Below are 16,084 nucleotides of genomic sequence, written 5' to 3'. Positions count from 1 at the left end.
CTCCGTTATTTGCCGCGTCCGGTGACGAAGTCGCGGGCTCGGTCCACCAGGCCCGTACCGGGTGCGAGAATCTTGTTGCTCGGCGGGGTGTCCGGGGCGCTGGGGTGCGGCCGGGTGGGGGCGGTCTTCTTCGCGTGCCGGATCTTTTCTCCCAGCTCGTGCAGCTCATCCGCATCGCACGCCTGCCGCAGCTGGACGAAGAGGTTCTGCTCCTCATCCCGGACGTGGCTCGTGACCTCTGTCTTCAGCTTGGTGACAAGCACGTCGAAGTCAGCGGCGTCCGCCCCGCGCTCCTCCAAGTCCTTCAACAACTGCTCGACCCGGGAATGATCGGCGATCTCCTTGTCGGCGATCGCGTCGCCTCCTGCCAAGCGACGACGGATGGCGGGGTAGAGGTACTGTTCCTCGGCGACTGAATGCCGCACCAGCTCGATGGTGAGCTGGTCCAGCAGTCGCTTTCGCTCGGAATTTCCCGGAGTGGCGGCCTGGATTTCTTCGAAAAGTGCGTCGACCTCGCGGTGGTCGGTGGTCAGTTCATTGATGACGTCTCCGCCGTGCCCCACTGCCATCACAGCCCTTCTCTGCCTATGGTGCTTGTGGTGTCTGCGGTGTCGGCCCGGGTTCCCCTCGATTCCCACCCCATAACCAGCCTGTAGTGGGGACCGCTGCCCGGATTCTCATGCCGTCCGACCGCGTGGCACCTGCGGGGGGTGAAAGAGGCGCACGGGGGTACTGGGCCGCCGGACATCGGGCCGAGACCGAGGGAGAGCCGGCGAGCGGGCAGGACATCTGACCCGGTGGAGCGACCGGCCCGTGTGCCGGCCGGGGCACACAGAACACAGGAAGAGAGCTTCCATGACGCAGGTCGGCCAAGGGCGACACGGATCTCCGTGCTGGGTCAGCCTCGCCGCACGAAGGCTTCATCAGGCACAGGCTTTCTACAGCGCGGCGTTGGGGTGGGTCTGGCGCCCTACCCCGCTGGGGGAAGAATTCCGTACCGCGCTCAGTGATGGATCACCGGTGGCCGGGGTTGGAGAGCTGGCGGCCAGTCTCCAGGCCGCGCACTCCTGGACACCGTTCTTCGCGGTCGATGACGCAGGCGCGATCGCGGCACGGATCCACGAGCGCGGAGGCACCGTTGCGGTCGGTCCGCTGTCCTTGGGGATCGGACGTGCCGCGCTGGCCGCCGACCGTGACGGTGCCGTCTTCGGGTTCTGGGAGGGAGCGACGCCGCCCGGCTGGTCGGTCGGCCGGGGCAGGGCGCCGGCCTGGCTGGAGTTGCGGACCCGCGACGCGTTGGCGGCCGCCCTGTTCTACGGTGAGGTTTTCGGCTGGGCTTCGGAGGGCGGTCTGTGCTCCGTCGGCTACGAGCACGACGAGGTGATCGTGTACGAGGCGGAGTGCAAGGTCGCCTCGCTCCGCGGTGGGGCCGTCGAGGCGGCGCCCGACCCCCAACTCCGGCCGCGGTGGTACGTCCACTTCCGCGTATCCGATGTGGACGCCGCCGTGGCGGCGGCGCGCGCTGCCGGAGGCACCGTCGCCACAGCACCGACCGATCTGTCCGCCGGCCGCCAGGCAACGCTGCGCGATCCCGATGGCGGACTTTTCCTCGTGACCGCTGCGTGAGCCCGCCGGGACCGGAGGGAGTCGCCGTGGCCGACGGTTTGTGCGTGTTGCCAAGGGGGCACTCAGCCTGGATCCACCGCGCGACAGGTGGTCCATGGACGACGAAATGCGAAGAGGTGCCCGCTGAGCTGCGGTGATGGGAGGGCTGCCGGATCCGGAGGCGGGTGACCTCAGCGCGGCCCTCTCCACCGACTGACCGGTTGGTCTTCACGCCCTCCCGGCGGGCGCTTCGGGCGCCGCCGGAACGTCAACGAGAGAAGGAGGTTTCCGTGAGCGGCCAGAAGAAGGGCCCCCGAACGGCGGCTGAAGAGATCGAGAGTGAGATCACCGAAGCCGAAACAGATGTGACCGGCGAAGAGGACCGCGGCCACGGCGAAGCAGGTGACGCTCTCACGCCCAACACCGATGCCCAGTCCGAGAGCCATGGGGAGGACGATGAGGGCGGCGGGCCATGACTCCCCGGCATAGCCGATCGGTAGCGGCCATGATCGACCGGACCCGCGACACCGTCCGCAAGGCCATGGGCGAGGACGGCTGAGGCGTGTCCACCCTCGTGGTCAGTCGGCGGCCACGGGGTCACTGTTCAGGCGCTCGAGCAGTTGCGCGTGGTGCAGCTCTGTGACCGGTGCCATCAGGCCCGGGTAGAGACGTATCGGCCGCACACAGCTTCCTTCCGCCTACCGGCGGGCTCCCGTATGGTCGCGCAGTCGCCAGCGCCGCGGGGCCGCGGTTCGCCCACTGCCGGTCCGGGCCTTACCAGCCGGGCTCTGGCAGGGAGTATGGAGCCAGGCGGTGATCCAGCCCGCCTCCATCGCGGCGTCGAGAAGGTAGGTAGGGCGTATGCGCCCCTTGGGCACGTAGACGAGGTCGATGGCCAGCAGTGTCAGGGCTGTCGTGAGCCCGACGCGCCGCGCCACGGTACGTCCCTCGGCCGAGGTGGCCCCGACGAGCTGGGATACCCCGTTGGAGACCAGCAGGCCGCCGACTGCCTGCTGCAGCCACCGATCCGTCTTCGGCCCGAAAACCCACTCGAAGCTGCGCAGGTGCAGAAGCGGCCACAAGCCGCCCACGACGTTGAACGTGCCGTGTGCCACGGCGAGCGAGTCGTTTCCGTCGGAGGAATTCTTGCGCGATGTGCAGGTACGCATAGTCGCGTCCTTTTTGCCGTAGATGGTCTCGTGTCCGCAAGGGCGGACCGGCCGATGCGGTCCCTCCTGTCATGGAACCCACCAAGAAGCAGTCCGCGACGCTGAGGAAGCCGAAGCCGGGCGTCGCCTTCCTCAGCTCATGCGGGGGCGCGGTGCTAGGCGCTGCCCGTCATCTGGCGTTGCCGCTCGCCGTCGGTGTGTACCTTGCCCATGAGAGAGCCTTCGTCCTGCTCGTAGTGAGAGAGGGCCAGGCCGAGGCCGAAGAGCGTGGGAGCCCATTCGCCGACGAAGATGCCCCACCGGTCGGCACGGTCCATTCCGGCGCCGGGCTCGACTCGGAGGGAAGCGGCCCAGGTGCCGACGGAAAGGGCGATGGAGGCTACAGCGGCGGTGTAGACGTGCTCGCTGCGCAGGCCCATATCGTGCAGCTTCTTGATCACGACGGTGCTCCTTCGGAAGACTCCCCCTGGGCTCGCCCTCGTGTGCCCAGCCTCCGGCCAGTGATGCAGGCAGGCGAGCACGAGACATGCCGCTTTCTCGCGGTGGGAGTCGTGCGGGGTCACGGGACGCGCACGGCGGTGGTCGGGCTTCGCTCTGGTCCCGGCCGCACACGCTCGGGTCATAGGCGAGGCGGTGGCCGCGTCGGAGGGGTCACCACGCATCGCGCTGACCACGACGGGCACACCCATGAGCCGGGCGAGCGGCCACTTGGCATACGGCACACGCCGCGAGCCGTGCGAACGGGCTGGGCGCCCGAGCGTCGGCTCGCCCATGACCCGCTCCCGGGGGCTGGGTCAGCGGCCGTAGGCGTCCTTGCGGGGCAGGGGGCCGACGCCGATGTGGCGGCCGGGGCGGAGGGCGGCGTGGCGTTGTCCGGGCCCGGGGCCGCCTCGTGCGGCGAGGGCGTCGGCGATGGCGCCGGTGGCGAAGGCGTAGACGGCCTTGTGCAGCACGTCCACGATCAGTTCCTCGCGGGGCCAGGTGGCGGGCGGGGCGCCGACGCCGGTGGCGTTTTCGAGGATCTGGTCGTTGGTGAGGCGCACGACCATGAACTTCGCCGAGGCCACCGGGCCGCGCAGCCCGACGTGGGCCATGACGGAACGCAGCACGCCGAGCACAGCGGCCTGGCCGAAGTGCATGGCCCAGTTCACCGGCACGGGTTGCTTTTCGGGGTCTTCGGGCAGGCCGGTCAGGCGCTGGAGGACCCGGGCGGGCACGTGCGAGTCGGGCCGTTGGGTGAGGGCCTGCTCGATCTTCTCACCGAGTGTCATCACGAGACCTCCAGCGGTGCCGGCGATCAGTCCCTGCCACAGCGCGCGCTTGATCATGCCTCGACGGGTACCCGGGGTCGGCGCCCTGCGCCACCGACCGGGGCGGGCTCCACTCGGTTGCCGGGCGGCTCATCCGGATGCCGCGGTCGGCGGGCTGGCCGCGGGGGCCGGGGCGGGGGTACTGGGCAGCGGACGCGAGCCCTGTCAGGAAGGGGACCCTCATGGCGCCCCCGCCCCGGCGCCGCCCGGCGCTCACGCGGAACGGGACGATGCGCACCGTGTCGAAGGTGTAGATGCGCTCCCGCCGCATGTCTCGGACGATGACGGCAGGCGAGGGCCCTCAGGTGGTATCCCCCGGGGTCGCCAACGGCCCGACGGGCCGGGGGACGCCGAGACGCACATGGCTGACGCCTTGCGAGAAGTGCACCACGGGCTCGGCGAGGGGAGGGGGAAGGCCCGCCGCGCTGGTCAGCGTCTCGTCGAGCACGTCAACCGTGGCGTCGGACAACGGCCAGGGCTCGTGCTCGACAGGCGTCTCCCACAGCGCGCCGAGCCGACGCGTGTACGCCCGCCAGCGCGAGGTCAGCCATACGTCCCGATCGGCCGGCATCATCGGCTCGCCGGGGCGGACGGCCAGATGGTACGACGGCGTACCGCCCCACCGGGAGCCGACGTAGGAGATGGCATTCCCCTTCCGGGAGACACTCAGTCTGCCCGGGTTGTACGGTGCGCCGACGGCGCGAGCCCCCACCATCAGTGGGCAGGCCACCTCGATGGACAGGAACCAGAGCCCGTCCCGCCCGCCCGGACGCCGGACGTAGGTCCGCAGATTGGTCTCCGCGAACGTCGGGACCCCCGGCACCGCCGCGGGTATGACAGGGGGACGCACGTGCGCCATGACAAAGGGCGTGAGACTCACCCATGCCACGCCCTCGTACGTCTCCACGACCAGCCCCTCAGGCACCAGAGTCCGAACCTGATCCGGACGGAAGGGCCAGTGCACGAACGTTTGCGTCAGCCAGCCGGCCCGCAGCGCGGGAAGCCGAACCCGCTGCTCCGATCCATACGCCACCACAGAGGGCGGGTCCCCGCCCATCGCCTGCGGAAACGCGCGGACGGCGAGGGGAACACCCCGTTCTCATGACCTCTCGCGCAGCCGTCGGGCCGCGGTGAAGGCCGCGAGCAGCAGTCCCGCGGCCCAGCGCAGCAGCTTCCTGACACCCTGACCGATGGGGCCACCGAGCAGGTCGCGCGACCTGTCGTATCCGCTCAGTGGCACGCCCAGGACGGCGTTGCCCGGAGGGCGCCGCGGGATGACGGGGTGCGGGTGGGTGGGGGCGGTCAGACGTGCGGCTTCCCAGAGCGCTCCGAGCCGGCGCAGCCGGGCCGCGTTCATCGCCTCCTGTAGCCGGGGCAGCAGCAGGTCCTCTTCGTCGCGGATGTCCTGACGGATCAGGCTGAAGGCGCGCTCGATCTTCTCCTCACGCACGGGATCGCCAGGGGAGAGGCGTTCGACCTCGGCGATCAGGTCGTTGATCTCCTGGTGTTCCTCCTCCACGCGGAAGGTGAGTTCTGTTCCGTCCGCCACACCGCGCCTGACCACCGGCCACAGCACGGTCTCCTCGGCGAAGGCGTGGCTGAAGACAAGCTGGACGATCTCCTTCAGCACACGCTCCCGCTCGTCGCCCCCCGCGAGGGCGTAGTGATCCATCAGCCGGTCGAGCTCAGCATGGTCGCGCCGCTGCCGCGCCAGGACACTGCCTTTCCCGCCCAGCTGCCCGAGGGTCTGTTCCTTGATGGTCTCGGTCATGCGCTTCTCCTCCGGGCTCGGAAGGCCAGTGGTGGCGCCCGGTCCGTGGCGGTGTTGGCCGGTTGCTGACCGGGTAACCCCCGGCACGGAGAATCAAGCGGGCCACCTATCCCGCTGCGGGCCGCGGGACGTGTGCCATGGCGCCGTCTTCGGGTAATCGTGGCGGATGATGCTGATGACCCCTCCGGGGGTGTACGCGCCGCAGCATGACACGTGGCTGCTGACCGAGGCGCTGGACCGGGAGAACATCACCGAGGGCACCGTCGTCCTGGACATCGGGACCGGAAGCGGTGCCCTGGCCATCGCCGCCGCCCGGTCAGGCGCGGGGCAGGTGACCGCCGTCGACATCTCGCCCTTGGCCGTGGCCACCGTGTGGCTCCGCTCCCGGCTGGAGGGGCTGCGTATCCACGTGATGCGCGGCGATCTTTTGACTTCGGTGGCCGACCGCCGCTTCGATCTCATTGTCGCCAATCCCCCCTACGTCCCCTCCCCGGCTGCCCGTCGGGGCCGCGCCGTGGCGTGGAACGCCGGTGTCGACGGCCGGGCGCTGCTCGACCAGATCTGCCGGGACGCGCCGCCGCTCCTGCGCCCCGGGGGTGCGCTCCTTCTGGTCCACTCCGCGCTGTGCGGCGTCGAGAAGACCGTGGAGCGGTTGGGACGAGCGGGCCTGCGGGCGGCCGTAACCGGCCGCCGCCTCATCCCGTTCGGGCCGGTGCTGCGCGAGCAGGCCGCGTGGCTGGAGGCTCGCGGGCTGATCGAGCCGGGCGGGGAGAAGGAAGAGCTGGTGGTGATCCGTGCCGAACGAGCGTGGTGAGGGCGGTGCGGCCGCAGCGCGAGCTACCCGTGGTGCGACACGGGGCCCTGCGGGCGGCTCCAGCATGCATGAGGAGGGGCTGGTCCGGGCACTCGGCCGCTGATCCGCAAAGTGACGTCCCCGCGTCGCCGGGAGCGGGGTGGGGACGTCTCACCGTGAGGAGGGACATCGATGACCATCGCACGAGACATCATGACGCCGGGGGCCGACTGTGCCAGCGCCGAGGACAGTGTCCTGGACGCGGCGCACAAGCTCACCGATCTGCACGTCGGTGCGCTGCCGATCTGCGGCGCCGACAACCGGCTCAAGGGCGTGGTGACCGACCGCGACATCGTGGTGAAGGTCCTCGGTCAGGGGAAGGACCCCGCTCGGACGAAGGTCGGTGAGCTGGCTCAGGGAGAGGCCGTGACCATCGGCGCCGACGATGACGCCGAGGAGATCTTCACGACCATGAGCCATCACAAGGTACGGCGGCTGCCGGTCATCGACGGGCACGACCTGGTCGGCATGGTCGCCGTGGCCGACGTCGCCCGAGCCCTGCCGCACCCTGAAGCCGGGGATCTGCTCGAGGCACTGTCGAGCGACTGACCAGCACGCCACACCCGCCGCAAGAAATGTGGCCGGTGAAACGCTCCGGAGCCGGGCGGGGCGGAACCGGGCCGGCAGTGGAAGGGGAACAGCTCACGTGAGTGATCCACTGCGGGGCCTGTCGGATGAGGAGCGGCACCGGCTCGGGCCCGTCACGCACGGCCGCGACTTGGAGCCGATGCTCGCGACCCTCACGCACGAGCGGTTCTCCGACGAGCACTGGCTCTACGAGCGCAAGCTCGACGGTGAGCGCTGTCTCGCCCGCTGCGAGGAGGGCCGCGTCGAGCTGCTCAGCCGCAATGGCCGCTCCGCCGCCTCCGCCTACCCCGAAGTCGTCGACGCCCTCGGTGCCCAGTCGCTACCCGACTGCGTCCTGGACGGCGAGGTCGTCGCCTTCGACCGGGGCCGCACCAGCTTCGCCCGCCTCCAGCCACGCATCCACCTCGCCTCCCCGGACCAGGCCAGGCGGAGCGGCGTGGATGTGTACTACTACCTCTTCGACGTCCAGTCCATCGCCGGGGCCGACGTCACCGGGCTGCCACTGCGCCGCCGTAAGGCCCTGCTGCGCTCCCTGCTCACCTGGCGCGACCCGCTGCGCCTGACCGCGCACCGCAACACCGCGGGAGAGACCTACTACCGTTACGCCTGCGAGCACGGCTGGGAAGGGCTGATCGCCAAGCGCGCGGACGCCCCGTACACGCACGGCCGGTCCTCCGACTGGCTCAAGTTCAAGTGCGAGCAGGGCCAGGAGCTGGTGATCGGCGGATGGACCGATCCGCAGGGCACCCGCTCGGATCTCGGTGCCCTCCTCCTCGGCTACTACAGCGCCGGCGACCTCCGCTACGCGGGCAAGGTCGGCACCGGCTTCGACACCAAGACCCTCCAGGCGCTCGCCCGGGAGCTGCAGGGCCTGCGCTCGTCCACCTGCCCCTTCGCTGATGGCAACCCGGGCACCGGTCCCGGGACCCACTGGGTTCGGCCCGAACTGGTCGCCGAGATCGCCTTCACCGAGTGGACCCGCGACGGGCGCCTGCGCCACCCCCGCTACCAGGGGCTGCGGCGGGACAAGTCGGCCCGCGACGTCGTGCGCGAGGGGCCGTCGCGTCCGTGCGGCCGGTAAACGCCGAGCGAAGGAACGACCGTGCCAGGGCGGACGATGCTAGGCCAGGGGTGTACCGCCAGTGGCGTTGAGAACCTCGGCGGTGACATAGCTGGCCTGCTGTGAGGCAAGGAAGACATACGCGGGCGCCATCTCGGCGGGCTGGGCCGGGCGCCGAAGAGGGCTTTGCTCGCCGAACGTCGAGGTGTCGGGCAAGGTGGCGGGGATCAGAGGTGTCCACACGGGGCCAGGGGCCACGGCGTTCACACGGATGCCGCGCTCCGCCAGGTTCCCCGCGAGGTCCTGGGCGAAGGTCCCGATTGGCGCCCTTGGTCGTTGCGTAGTCGAGCAGATGAGGGCTGAGTTCCTGGCCCGAGGGCGTCGAGACGGCCGTCAGGTCCAGAGTGCCGTGGGTGGGGGCCCGGGCGGTGTCGGTCAGGCGGCTGCGGTGCCGCTCCGTGTACACGCGCAGGTGGCGGGCAGCCTCCTCGATCGAGACGCTCGCGTGCCGCACCACCATGCCCTTGGCGGTCTCCAGGATGGCCTTGGCAGCGAGCGTGCTCAACATCAAGCTGTGGGCCGTCGCCCGGCAGATCCGCGAGAGCGGCGGACTCGACGACTGACCGCCGAGGAAACGGCTCGACCGGCCCGCATCCTGGACCGGAGGAGCCTGGCCATCGCCTTCCCCCGGGGGATCCAGCAACGGCTTGCGCCTGAGTACCCACCATGCCGAAGGTATGCGCGCACCCACGCCCTCATATGTGGTCGGGGGCGCGGGCCCCGAAACCGTGCTTGGCGACGGCCCGTACATCAACATCGGACCGTTGGTCCCGCAGCGCGCCGCAGTGCGCGGGGAAACCTCTGCTGCGGGCCGAGACGGAGAATTGCCCAGTGCGATTCGGCGGCGGCGTGGCCGCGGTTGTCAATCCGACTGACTCCCTCCTCATCCCCGACTGCGGCAGTGGGCGGACAAGGAACTGCTGACGTCTCAGGTCCAGCGGGCCAAGGGGGCCGCGTGCGTGATCCACAGCGGACTGTCCTACTTCCGCAAGAAGGACTGCAGCATGGCCGTCACTTCCCGCGGCTTCTCCTCGGTCACCCAGTGACCTGAACCCTTCACCACCCGGCCGTGGACTTTCACGGCGTAGTCACGCCATTGGTCGGCGATCTTGCCACCGAACGATGCCTGGCCGCCGATCGCCAGAATGGGCATCCTCAGTCTGCCTTCGGCCAGGAACTTCTTGTTCTGCTGGACGTCCTCGCGGAGCTGGCGGTACATGCGCATCCAGGCCAACGTGCGGCCCGGCTCCTTCAGGTAATGGGCGTAGAAGTCGTAGTCGGACGGTGTGAATGCGGACTTGTTCTCCAGCAGCTCCCCGATGAAGCCGCGGACGAAGACGCGCTCGTGACCGGAGATGAGCTGCTCGGCGAGAGGCAACTGGAACAGGCCGAAGTGCCACATCGACGGGGTCTCCGGGTTGGCCGACAGAGCCGGGAAGCGGTACAGGCTGTCGTCCGGGATGGGAGCCTCCATCACGGCCATGCGGCGAACCTCCGACGGCCACTGGGCCGCGTAGGCGTAGCTGACCCACAGACCGACGTCGTGCCCGACGACCTGGACGCCGTCGTTCAGCTTCAGCCGCTTCAGCAGCGCATGCACGTCCCGGGCCATCTGCGCCTTCTGGTAGCCGCTCTTGGTGACTTCGGAGTTGCCGGCGCCGCGGAGGTCGACGGCGATCACGGTGTGGTGCTTGGCGAGCGGTCCCATCTGGTCCCGCCACTCGGCCCAGGACTGGGGGAATCCGTGGATCAGCACGACCGGTGAGCCTTTGCCGCCTCGTAGGTAGTGCATGCGGAAGCCGTTTACCTCCGCGTACTTGGACTGAAAGCCGGGGGGCGGTTTCGCCTGCGGGTAAGGCGACGGCGCTTGCGCCGTCGCGGTGCCATGGCCGCGACTCTCGCCCCATGCTCCAGGACTCGTGCTGAGGGAGACCACCAGGACAGTCACCAGCGCCGCGACGAGTGCGGCGAACGTATTGGTCTTTCCTCTTCGGGTACCCATGATTCACCTGCCTAAAGAGGGGCCGTGGGTCAACGGTCGGCGAACACCCCGCGGAGCATGCCGGTGGCCTGGCCGACCTCGATGAGGTAGCCATCGGGGTCGCGCAGATAGCAGCGCAGCTCGGCCTTGCGGTCGAGGGGCTCCGTGAGGAACTCCGCTCCTTTGGCCACGGCGTCGGCGTAGAAGGCGGCGATATCGGCGACCCGGACGTTCAGGAAACTGGACACGGTGTTACCGCCCTCCGGCGGCACAAGCGTCACCTCGGGCTTGTCCGGGGTGGGCCCACCTCCGGGGTTCATGATGATCCAGCTGTTGGCCACCTGCACGATGGCCGGGTTCTCCTCCAGTACGACCTCACCGCCGAAGATGTCGGCGTAGAACCGTCTCGATCTCACGATGTCGCGCACGGTCAGGAAATGGGTGAGAACGAGCCCTTGCTCAGGTGAGGGCAAAGTGCCGGGAGTCGTCATGGGCGTGGCCCTTTCTTCCCAGCGGAGAGTGGAACCGAGCACACCGAACCGCACTCTGCTCACGCCCCGCTCGTCCCATCTGGGTAACCGCGGGGGAGGCGGATATGCGCCCGCACGGACTACGCTGCCGAAAGGCGGCTGTACTTCGACACTTCGAGAGATCTGAGTATTCGGGCCGGAAGCGGGGGAGGACCGATGAGTGACGCACCACTGCCGGGTGCCCTTCGGCTGCCGGATGGCTCCTGGGTCCGTGGCCGGGGGCTGCGCCACCCACGACCGGACGGGCCGCTGCCCGGCTTCGGTCTCTATCTGGGGTCCACCCGGCTGCGCCGGCGGCTTGACGGGGGGCTGGCGTGGGAGCGGGCGTGGATCGAATGGCCCGATTTCCTGCTGCCGCGTGACCGTGACCTGGCCGTGCGGCAGATCCGCGCGCTGCACCAGCGGGCACTGGCGGGCACGCCCGTCGAAGTCGCCTGCGGAGGCGGCGTCGGGCGCACCGGGACCGTCATCGCCTGCCTGGCCATCATGGCGGGGGTGGCGCCCGCGGACGCTGTGGACTGGACGCGCGCGCACCATCACCACCGGGCCGTCGAGACCCCTTGGCAACGGCGCTGGGTGGCTCGTTTCCCGGGCGGCTGACGCCGACGACCCGGCGGCCCCTCGGCCGCCGGGTCTCAGGTGCTCAGCTGTGGGAGACGGTCAGGCCGTAGAAGCCGACGCGCGCTCCGTTCGTGGTGCTGTCGGAGGACGACTGGTTGTAGGAGCCGGCCTTGAAGTACTGCTTGTACTGGAAGAAGGACGACGGGATGTCGTAGTGCGTCGTGCTGCCGTTGACCGTCAGGTCGATCGTGTCGCCGCCGGAGACGCCGATCGTGTAGTTCCAGGTCTTGCCGACCGACACATGGCCCACGTTGTGCAGCGTCTGGCCGCCCTCGGGCGAGTTCTCCGTTCCGAGGACGATGTCGCCGTTGGCGCGGTAGTACAGCTCCACCAGCGGCTTTGTGGAGGATCCGCCCGAGCCGAGGTGGATCTGCCCGACGCAGACGTTCTTCGTCACCGACACCACGCGCAGCGTCGCCTGCAGCTTGTGGGAGCCGCTCAGCGACCAGTCCGCGGCGCCGCCGTTGCGGTTCATCTCGCGCAGTTCGGAGCGGGCGTAGTTGGAGTTCGGCGTGGTGACGCCCTTCTCCGGCGCCCAGAACGTCATCGCCCCGTCGCGCTTGTCGGTGTAGAAGTAGTCGTCCTGGAATCCGTTCGAGCCCTGAAGGCGGGACGAGGGGATGGTCGTCGGCTTGCCGGGGGAGCCGACCGGTTCCTGGAGTTGCCACACCGACAGGTCGAAGTTGCCGCCCGGCGCCTTCGACGGGTCGGCGAAGGGAGCGGCCGCGGTGGTGGCGCCGGCGGGCATCGCGAGGGCCAGGCCACCGATGACGGCGGTCACGGTCGCCAGCGAGGCGAGCAGCGTACGGATGCGCATGGGAATGCCTTCCCGTGGGGGGTGGGAGTAGCCGCGCGTCCACATACATGAAGACGATGTTTCTTTGTGAACGACGAGACCTGTCGAGAAGGTAAGGTCGTGGTGTGTCCGCGTCAATCCTCTGAACGGAGAAAAGGCCGGGCGCGGGCCGCCGCTAGCGCCGCACCCCAAAAAACGAACTGTCACTCGGCCACGCCGTGGGATAGGTTCGCCGATGGCGATTTCTCCTGCCTGCTACCTGTCAAAGGACTGAAGCCCATGGACTCGGCGTCCCCCAGCGGCCGCCGTCGGCACTGAACGATCGGTGCCACACGCGTCTCCTCACGGCGGCCCCACGTATCCGCACGCCATTCCTTTCGCGGCGCCTTCCGCCGCGCTTCTTCGTGAGGTCACATCACCATGGGCACCGACGTCCAGAGCTTTGCCGTAGCCAACCTCCGCCGCCGCCCCGTGCTGGTCGAAGCCGGGGGCTTTGTGGCGGGGTTCGATCCCGGCACCACCAGCCCGTACATCAACTACGCGACCCCGCTCCCCGGCACCCGGCCCACCGCCCGGGACGTCAGGGAGCTGATCGAGGCGTTCCGGGTACGCGATCTCAAGCCCCGGCTCGAGTTCGCGCCGGATGCCGCGCCCGACGTGGAGCCCGCGCTGCGGGAGGCGGGATTCACCGTGGAGGCGGTGCACGCGTATCTGGTGTGCACCCCGGACAGGCTCACCCTTTCCCTTTCTCGGGACGCGGAGGCCGGCCCCGTGGCGGTCCCGGTCGCCGTCCCGTCCACGGACGAGGACTACCGGGCGATCGACGCCGCGCTGTCCGAGGCGTTCGCCGGTGAGTTCGCCTCTTCTCCGGAGGGGGCGGCCCGGCTGCGCCGTATCCAGGAGGACGGGGGCGCGGTCCGGTTCGTCCGGGCACCCGACGGGGGCTGCGCCGGCGGGGCCACCTGCTCGGCACCCGCCGTGGGCACCGCGGAACTGGCGGGCGTGGGCACCCGGCCCGCCTTCCGCGGCCGGGGCATCGCCGCCGCGGTCACCGCCGCGCTGACCGAGACGATGTTCGCCCGAGGAGCCCAGTCGGTATGGCTGGAGTACTCGGGTGAGGGCTCCCGCCGCGTCTACGAACGCGTCGGCTACCAGCCCCGGGGCACCCGGCTGTACATGAGTCTCGAGCGCTGAGAGAAGGGGGCCTGCTCCACGGTCTGCGCTGTACGGCCGCGACCGTGGAGCAGGCCCCCTCTGCCGTCCGCCGGACAGGGCTCAGCGCGGAGCCGCCGCCTCCAGCTCGTCCACGCTTCCGGACATGATCGTGCGGATATGGGCGGTGAGGTGCTCGATCGGCCAGTCCCACCAGGCCAGGGCCAGCAGCCGGGCGATGTCCGCGTCGTCGTAGCGGCGGCGGATGAGCTTGGCCGGATTGCCGCCGACAATGCCGTAGTCGGGGACGTCGTCCACCACCACGGAACCGGAGGCGATGACCGCCCCGTGGCCGATGCGGACCCCGGGCATCACCATCGTCCGGTATCCGAACCAGACGTCATGGCCCACCACGGTGTCGCCCCGGCCCGGCAGGCCGGTGATCAGGTCGAAGTGGTCGGCCCACGAGCCGCCCATGATGGGGAAGGGGAAGGTGGAGGGGCCGTCCATACGGTGGTTGGCGCCGTTCATGATGAACCGCACCCCTTCGCCCAGCGCGCAGAACTTCCCGATGACCAGCCGCTCGGGCCCGTAGTGGTACAGCACATTGCGGGTCTCGAACGCGGTGGGGTCATCCGGGTCGTCGTAGTACGAGAACTCCCCGACCTCGATCAGCGGCGAGGTGATCAGCGGCTTCAGCAGCACCACCCGCGGCTGCTCGGGCATCGGGTGCAGCACGGTCGGGTCGGCGGGTATGGCCGGCATCGGGCATCGCCCTTCCTCGTCCGGAGAAGTTTTCTCGCCATGATCGCAACCTCGGTGCCCGGTGTCGCGCGCATTCCGCGGGGGCGTCGGCGGGGGCTTCGGCGGGGACGTCCGCGAGGCAACCCGATCGTGCTTCCTGGAGTCCTTGAGCGATGAAGCCTTCGTTCGCATCCGCGTTCGTCTCCGTAGCCGTGTCCGTAGCCGTGCCCGTTGTCCGTGCCCCTTGTCCCTGACCGCCGTCCGTTCGTCCCCGACCGTTGTCCGTGACCGCTCGATCCGCCTCGCGAGGTGCCAACGTGCGTTCGTCCGTTCCCGGCGCCGCCGTGACCGTGTCCGTGCTGCTGCTCGCCGGGTGCAGCGAGGGCGGCCACGGGGGCCCGAAGCCGGTCGAGGGGGCCACGAAGGGGACGGCCGGTGCCTCGCTCGGGGACTTCGACGGCGACGGTTACGACGACTTCGCCACCGCCATCCGCCCGACCAGCGCCTCCCGGGGGCCGCTGCCCGCCCGGCTGGCGGTGGTCTACGGCTCGGCGCACGGCCCCGACCCGCGGCGCCGCCTCGTCGTCGACGGCGCCGAGGACGACTACGTCGGGCCCCTGCTGCGCACCGATCTCGACCGCGACGGCTTCACCGACCTGGTGACGGCGCGCTTCCGGCACGGGAGTTCGCCGCGGGGCGAGCGGACGGGGGAGACGGTGATGTTGCGCGGCGGCTCCCGCGGGCTGGCCGCGCCGCGCCCGCTCCGGGGTGGCGCGGCCGGATTTCTGGCGCTGGCCGTGGGGGACTTCGACGGGGACGGCGCGGCCGACCTGCTGGCCTCGGCGGCCGACGGCCGGGGTGCCGACGGCCGGGGTGCGGTCCGGGTGCTGTACGGGCCGTTCGGCACCACGGCGGACCCCGCCCGTACCACCCCACTCCCCACCGGGCGGGCCCGCCGCGCGGCGCCCGCCACCGCCACCGCCGGGGACTTCGACGGCGACCGTCGCACCGATGTGGTGCTGACCTACCGCTACGACCTCGCGCAGCCGGAACGGCCCGACCAGCCCGACCAGCCCGAGCCCGATGACACCGCCCCCCTCGACACCCCCGTAGCCCACTACCGCGGCGGCCCCAAGGGCCTGGTGCGGGACAAGCGGCCCGAGGCGCGCCTGGCCCACGCCCTCGGCACGGAGGACGGCCCGCGCGAGCCCGCGGCCGGGGACGCCGACCACGACGGGATCGACGATCTGCTCGCGCCCGGTCAGGGGACCCTCGGTCCCGGGCGGCACTCCGGCGCCGGGCGGCTGACCGTCGTCCACGGTGCCAGGTCCGGTCTGGGCCGGGGGCGTTCGGATCTCACGGTCGATCCGTCGGGGCCGGGCCTGCCCGGCGACGCACGGCGCGGCGATGGCTTCGGCGGCTCCCCGGCCGTCGGCGACATCACCGGCGACGGCCGCCCCGACCTGGTGGTGGCCACCCCGGAGAAGAACTACGGCAACGGCCGGCTCACCCTGCTGCCCGGTGCACGGCGCGGGCACGGTGGCGAGTACGACCCGGCCGCGAGCGCGCACAAGGGGGCGGCGGGGAGCAGACCCTGGACCTGGACACCCCGGGGGTGCCCGGCCGGCACACTCCGTACGGCTTCGACGCCTTCGCCCCCCAGCCCCCGCTGCTCGACGTCGACGGGGACGGACACGACGAGCTGATCGCCGCCGCGCCCGGCTACGGCCACGGCAGGGCGGGGGGCTTCTGGGTCTTCCGGGGGACCGACCGCGGGCTGTCCACCCGGGACGTACGCCGTTTCACCCCTGCCGACCTGGGCATACGCTTCCGGACGGCCTGAC

General features: G+C 70.4%; 20 protein-coding genes and 1 pseudogene. 10 read left to right on the top strand and 11 right to left on the bottom strand.

The features are described from left to right. Positions 1-5 precede the first annotated feature (5 nt). On the bottom strand, positions 6-563 hold the full coding sequence (locus BLV72_RS09495; RefSeq protein ID WP_093470267.1) for a hemerythrin domain-containing protein: 558 nt from the start codon (positions 561-563) through the stop codon (positions 6-8). A gap of 292 nt (positions 564-855) precedes the next feature. Between BLV72_RS09495 and BLV72_RS09490 the strand changes: the two genes are divergently transcribed. After that, a complete protein-coding gene (locus tag BLV72_RS09490; RefSeq protein ID WP_093461559.1) occupies positions 856-1,626 on the top strand; it encodes a VOC family protein in 771 nt (256 codons plus the stop codon). A gap of 269 nt (positions 1,627-1,895) precedes the next feature. Next, a complete protein-coding gene (locus tag BLV72_RS09485) occupies positions 1,896-2,081 on the top strand; it encodes a hypothetical protein (RefSeq protein WP_093461558.1) in 186 nt (61 codons plus the stop codon). Positions 2,082-2,303: 222 nt separating this feature from the next. Here the strand turns inward: BLV72_RS09485 and BLV72_RS09480 are convergent, their stop codons facing one another. The 5 genes from BLV72_RS09480 to BLV72_RS09460 form a co-directional block, all read right to left on the bottom strand. Next, the gene (locus tag BLV72_RS09480; RefSeq protein WP_244320708.1) at positions 2,304-2,774 is read right to left on the bottom strand and encodes a hypothetical protein; all 471 of its coding nucleotides are present in this window, start codon (positions 2,772-2,774) and stop codon (positions 2,304-2,306) included. A gap of 155 nt (positions 2,775-2,929) precedes the next feature. Then, the gene (locus BLV72_RS09475; RefSeq protein WP_093461556.1) at positions 2,930-3,214 is read right to left on the bottom strand and encodes a hypothetical protein; all 285 of its coding nucleotides are present in this window, start codon (positions 3,212-3,214) and stop codon (positions 2,930-2,932) included. A gap of 354 nt (positions 3,215-3,568) precedes the next feature. Further along, the gene (locus BLV72_RS09470) at positions 3,569-4,102 is read right to left on the bottom strand and encodes a hypothetical protein (protein WP_093461555.1); all 534 of its coding nucleotides are present in this window, start codon (positions 4,100-4,102) and stop codon (positions 3,569-3,571) included. A gap of 283 nt (positions 4,103-4,385) precedes the next feature. Further along, positions 4,386-5,141, bottom strand: a complete 756-nt coding sequence (locus tag BLV72_RS09465) for a YqjF family protein (RefSeq protein ID WP_208905597.1) — start codon at positions 5,139-5,141, stop codon at positions 4,386-4,388. 42 nt (positions 5,142-5,183) lie between these two features. Continuing rightward, positions 5,184-5,855 carry a hemerythrin domain-containing protein gene (locus BLV72_RS09460; RefSeq protein WP_093461553.1) on the bottom strand — a complete coding sequence of 224 codons (672 nt, stop codon included), beginning with the start codon at positions 5,853-5,855 and terminating at the stop codon, positions 5,184-5,186. Positions 5,856-6,021: 166 nt separating this feature from the next. Here BLV72_RS09460 and BLV72_RS09455 point away from each other — a divergent pair, with 166 nt between their 5' ends. The 3 genes from BLV72_RS09455 (at position 6,022) to ligD (ending at position 8,377) form a co-directional block, all read left to right on the top strand. Further along, positions 6,022-6,669, top strand: a complete 648-nt coding sequence (locus BLV72_RS09455) for a HemK2/MTQ2 family protein methyltransferase (RefSeq protein ID WP_093461552.1) — start codon at positions 6,022-6,024, stop codon at positions 6,667-6,669. 171 nt (positions 6,670-6,840) lie between these two features. Next, entirely contained in the window at positions 6,841-7,257 is a 417-nt protein-coding gene (locus tag BLV72_RS09450) for a CBS domain-containing protein (protein ID WP_093461550.1), read from the top strand. A 97-nt stretch (positions 7,258-7,354) separates the two neighbouring features. Continuing rightward, a complete protein-coding gene (gene ligD, locus BLV72_RS09445) occupies positions 7,355-8,377 on the top strand; it encodes a non-homologous end-joining DNA ligase (RefSeq protein WP_244320707.1) in 1,023 nt (340 codons plus the stop codon). 39 nt (positions 8,378-8,416) lie between these two features. Here ligD and BLV72_RS09440 read toward each other — a convergent pair. Next, positions 8,417-8,717 (bottom strand): annotated as a pseudogene (locus BLV72_RS09440) (SDR family oxidoreductase); the annotation flags it as partial. A gap of 97 nt (positions 8,718-8,814) precedes the next feature. Here BLV72_RS09440 and BLV72_RS47835 point away from each other — a divergent pair. After that, a complete protein-coding gene (locus BLV72_RS47835) occupies positions 8,815-8,979 on the top strand; it encodes a hypothetical protein (RefSeq protein ID WP_167746262.1) in 165 nt (54 codons plus the stop codon). 416 nt (positions 8,980-9,395) lie between these two features. Here BLV72_RS47835 and BLV72_RS09435 read toward each other — a convergent pair whose 3' ends face one another. Then, complete coding sequence (locus BLV72_RS09435) at positions 9,396-10,418, bottom strand: alpha/beta fold hydrolase (RefSeq protein WP_093461549.1); 1,023 nt, start codon at positions 10,416-10,418, stop codon at positions 9,396-9,398. Between the two features lie 29 nt (positions 10,419-10,447). After that, positions 10,448-10,888, bottom strand: coding sequence for a VOC family protein (locus tag BLV72_RS09430; protein WP_093461547.1), 441 nt, complete (start codon positions 10,886-10,888; stop codon positions 10,448-10,450). Between the two features lie 195 nt (positions 10,889-11,083). On the opposite strand from BLV72_RS09430, the gene BLV72_RS09425 reads away from it, so the two are divergent. Continuing rightward, positions 11,084-11,527: a phosphatase domain-containing protein gene (locus tag BLV72_RS09425; protein WP_093461546.1), complete on the top strand. Its 444-nt coding sequence runs from the start codon at positions 11,084-11,086 to the stop codon at positions 11,525-11,527. Between the two features lie 43 nt (positions 11,528-11,570). On the opposite strand, the gene BLV72_RS09420 is transcribed toward BLV72_RS09425, so the two are convergent. Continuing rightward, positions 11,571-12,365: a polysaccharide lyase family 7 protein gene (locus tag BLV72_RS09420; protein ID WP_093461544.1), complete on the bottom strand. Its 795-nt coding sequence runs from the start codon at positions 12,363-12,365 to the stop codon at positions 11,571-11,573. Positions 12,366-12,764: 399 nt separating this feature from the next. Between BLV72_RS09420 and BLV72_RS09415 the strand changes: the two genes are divergently transcribed. After that, positions 12,765-13,538: a GNAT family N-acetyltransferase gene (locus tag BLV72_RS09415; protein WP_093461543.1), complete on the top strand. Its 774-nt coding sequence runs from the start codon at positions 12,765-12,767 to the stop codon at positions 13,536-13,538. Between the two features lie 81 nt (positions 13,539-13,619). On the opposite strand, the gene BLV72_RS09410 is transcribed toward BLV72_RS09415, so the two are convergent. Beyond that, positions 13,620-14,261: a CatB-related O-acetyltransferase gene (locus BLV72_RS09410; protein ID WP_093461541.1), complete on the bottom strand. Its 642-nt coding sequence runs from the start codon at positions 14,259-14,261 to the stop codon at positions 13,620-13,622. 296 nt (positions 14,262-14,557) lie between these two features. Between BLV72_RS09410 and BLV72_RS09405 the strand changes: the two genes are divergently transcribed. Both BLV72_RS09405 and BLV72_RS51960 read left to right on the top strand, forming a co-directional pair. Continuing rightward, positions 14,558-15,946, top strand: a complete 1,389-nt coding sequence (locus BLV72_RS09405; RefSeq protein ID WP_093461540.1) for an FG-GAP and VCBS repeat-containing protein — start codon at positions 14,558-14,560, stop codon at positions 15,944-15,946. After that, positions 15,856-16,083, top strand: a complete 228-nt coding sequence (locus tag BLV72_RS51960) for an FG-GAP repeat protein (protein ID WP_093461538.1) — start codon at positions 15,856-15,858, stop codon at positions 16,081-16,083. The genes BLV72_RS09405 and BLV72_RS51960 overlap by 91 nt, the downstream gene beginning before the upstream one ends. The last annotated feature ends 1 nt before the right edge of the window (position 16,084 follow it).

It is taken from the genome of Streptomyces melanosporofaciens, assembly GCF_900105695.1.
Taxonomy (GTDB): domain Bacteria; phylum Actinomycetota; class Actinomycetes; order Streptomycetales; family Streptomycetaceae; genus Streptomyces; species Streptomyces antimycoticus.
Note: the sequence above shows the minus strand (reverse complement) of the source record. Positions and strands in the feature narration are given on the sequence as shown.

What these genes read in the sequence shown, in the direction of transcription:
- BLV72_RS09465 (WP_208905597.1), bottom strand. Translation starts at nt 5,141, where the DNA reads ATGGGCGGGGACCCGCCCTCTGTGGTGGCGTATGGATCGGAGCAGCGG.
- BLV72_RS09455 (WP_093461552.1), top strand. Translation starts at nt 6,022, where the DNA reads ATGATGCTGATGACCCCTCCGGGGGTGTACGCGCCGCAGCATGACACG.
- BLV72_RS09425 (WP_093461546.1), top strand. Translation starts at nt 11,084, where the DNA reads ATGAGTGACGCACCACTGCCGGGTGCCCTTCGGCTGCCGGATGGCTCC.
- BLV72_RS09410 (WP_093461541.1), bottom strand. Translation starts at nt 14,261, where the DNA reads ATGCCGGCCATACCCGCCGACCCGACCGTGCTGCACCCGATGCCCGAG.
- BLV72_RS09435 (WP_093461549.1), bottom strand. Translation starts at nt 10,418, where the DNA reads ATGGGTACCCGAAGAGGAAAGACCAATACGTTCGCCGCACTCGTCGCG.
- BLV72_RS09470 (WP_093461555.1), bottom strand. Translation starts at nt 4,102, where the DNA reads ATGATCAAGCGCGCGCTGTGGCAGGGACTGATCGCCGGCACCGCTGGA.
- BLV72_RS09420 (WP_093461544.1), bottom strand. Translation starts at nt 12,365, where the DNA reads ATGCGCATCCGTACGCTGCTCGCCTCGCTGGCGACCGTGACCGCCGTC.
- BLV72_RS09460 (WP_093461553.1), bottom strand. Translation starts at nt 5,855, where the DNA reads ATGACCGAGACCATCAAGGAACAGACCCTCGGGCAGCTGGGCGGGAAA.
- BLV72_RS09415 (WP_093461543.1), top strand. Translation starts at nt 12,765, where the DNA reads ATGGGCACCGACGTCCAGAGCTTTGCCGTAGCCAACCTCCGCCGCCGC.
- BLV72_RS09490 (WP_093461559.1), top strand. Translation starts at nt 856, where the DNA reads ATGACGCAGGTCGGCCAAGGGCGACACGGATCTCCGTGCTGGGTCAGC.
- BLV72_RS09450 (WP_093461550.1), top strand. Translation starts at nt 6,841, where the DNA reads ATGACCATCGCACGAGACATCATGACGCCGGGGGCCGACTGTGCCAGC.
- BLV72_RS09430 (WP_093461547.1), bottom strand. Translation starts at nt 10,888, where the DNA reads ATGACGACTCCCGGCACTTTGCCCTCACCTGAGCAAGGGCTCGTTCTC.
- BLV72_RS09480 (WP_244320708.1), bottom strand. Translation starts at nt 2,774, where the DNA reads ATGCGTACCTGCACATCGCGCAAGAATTCCTCCGACGGAAACGACTCG.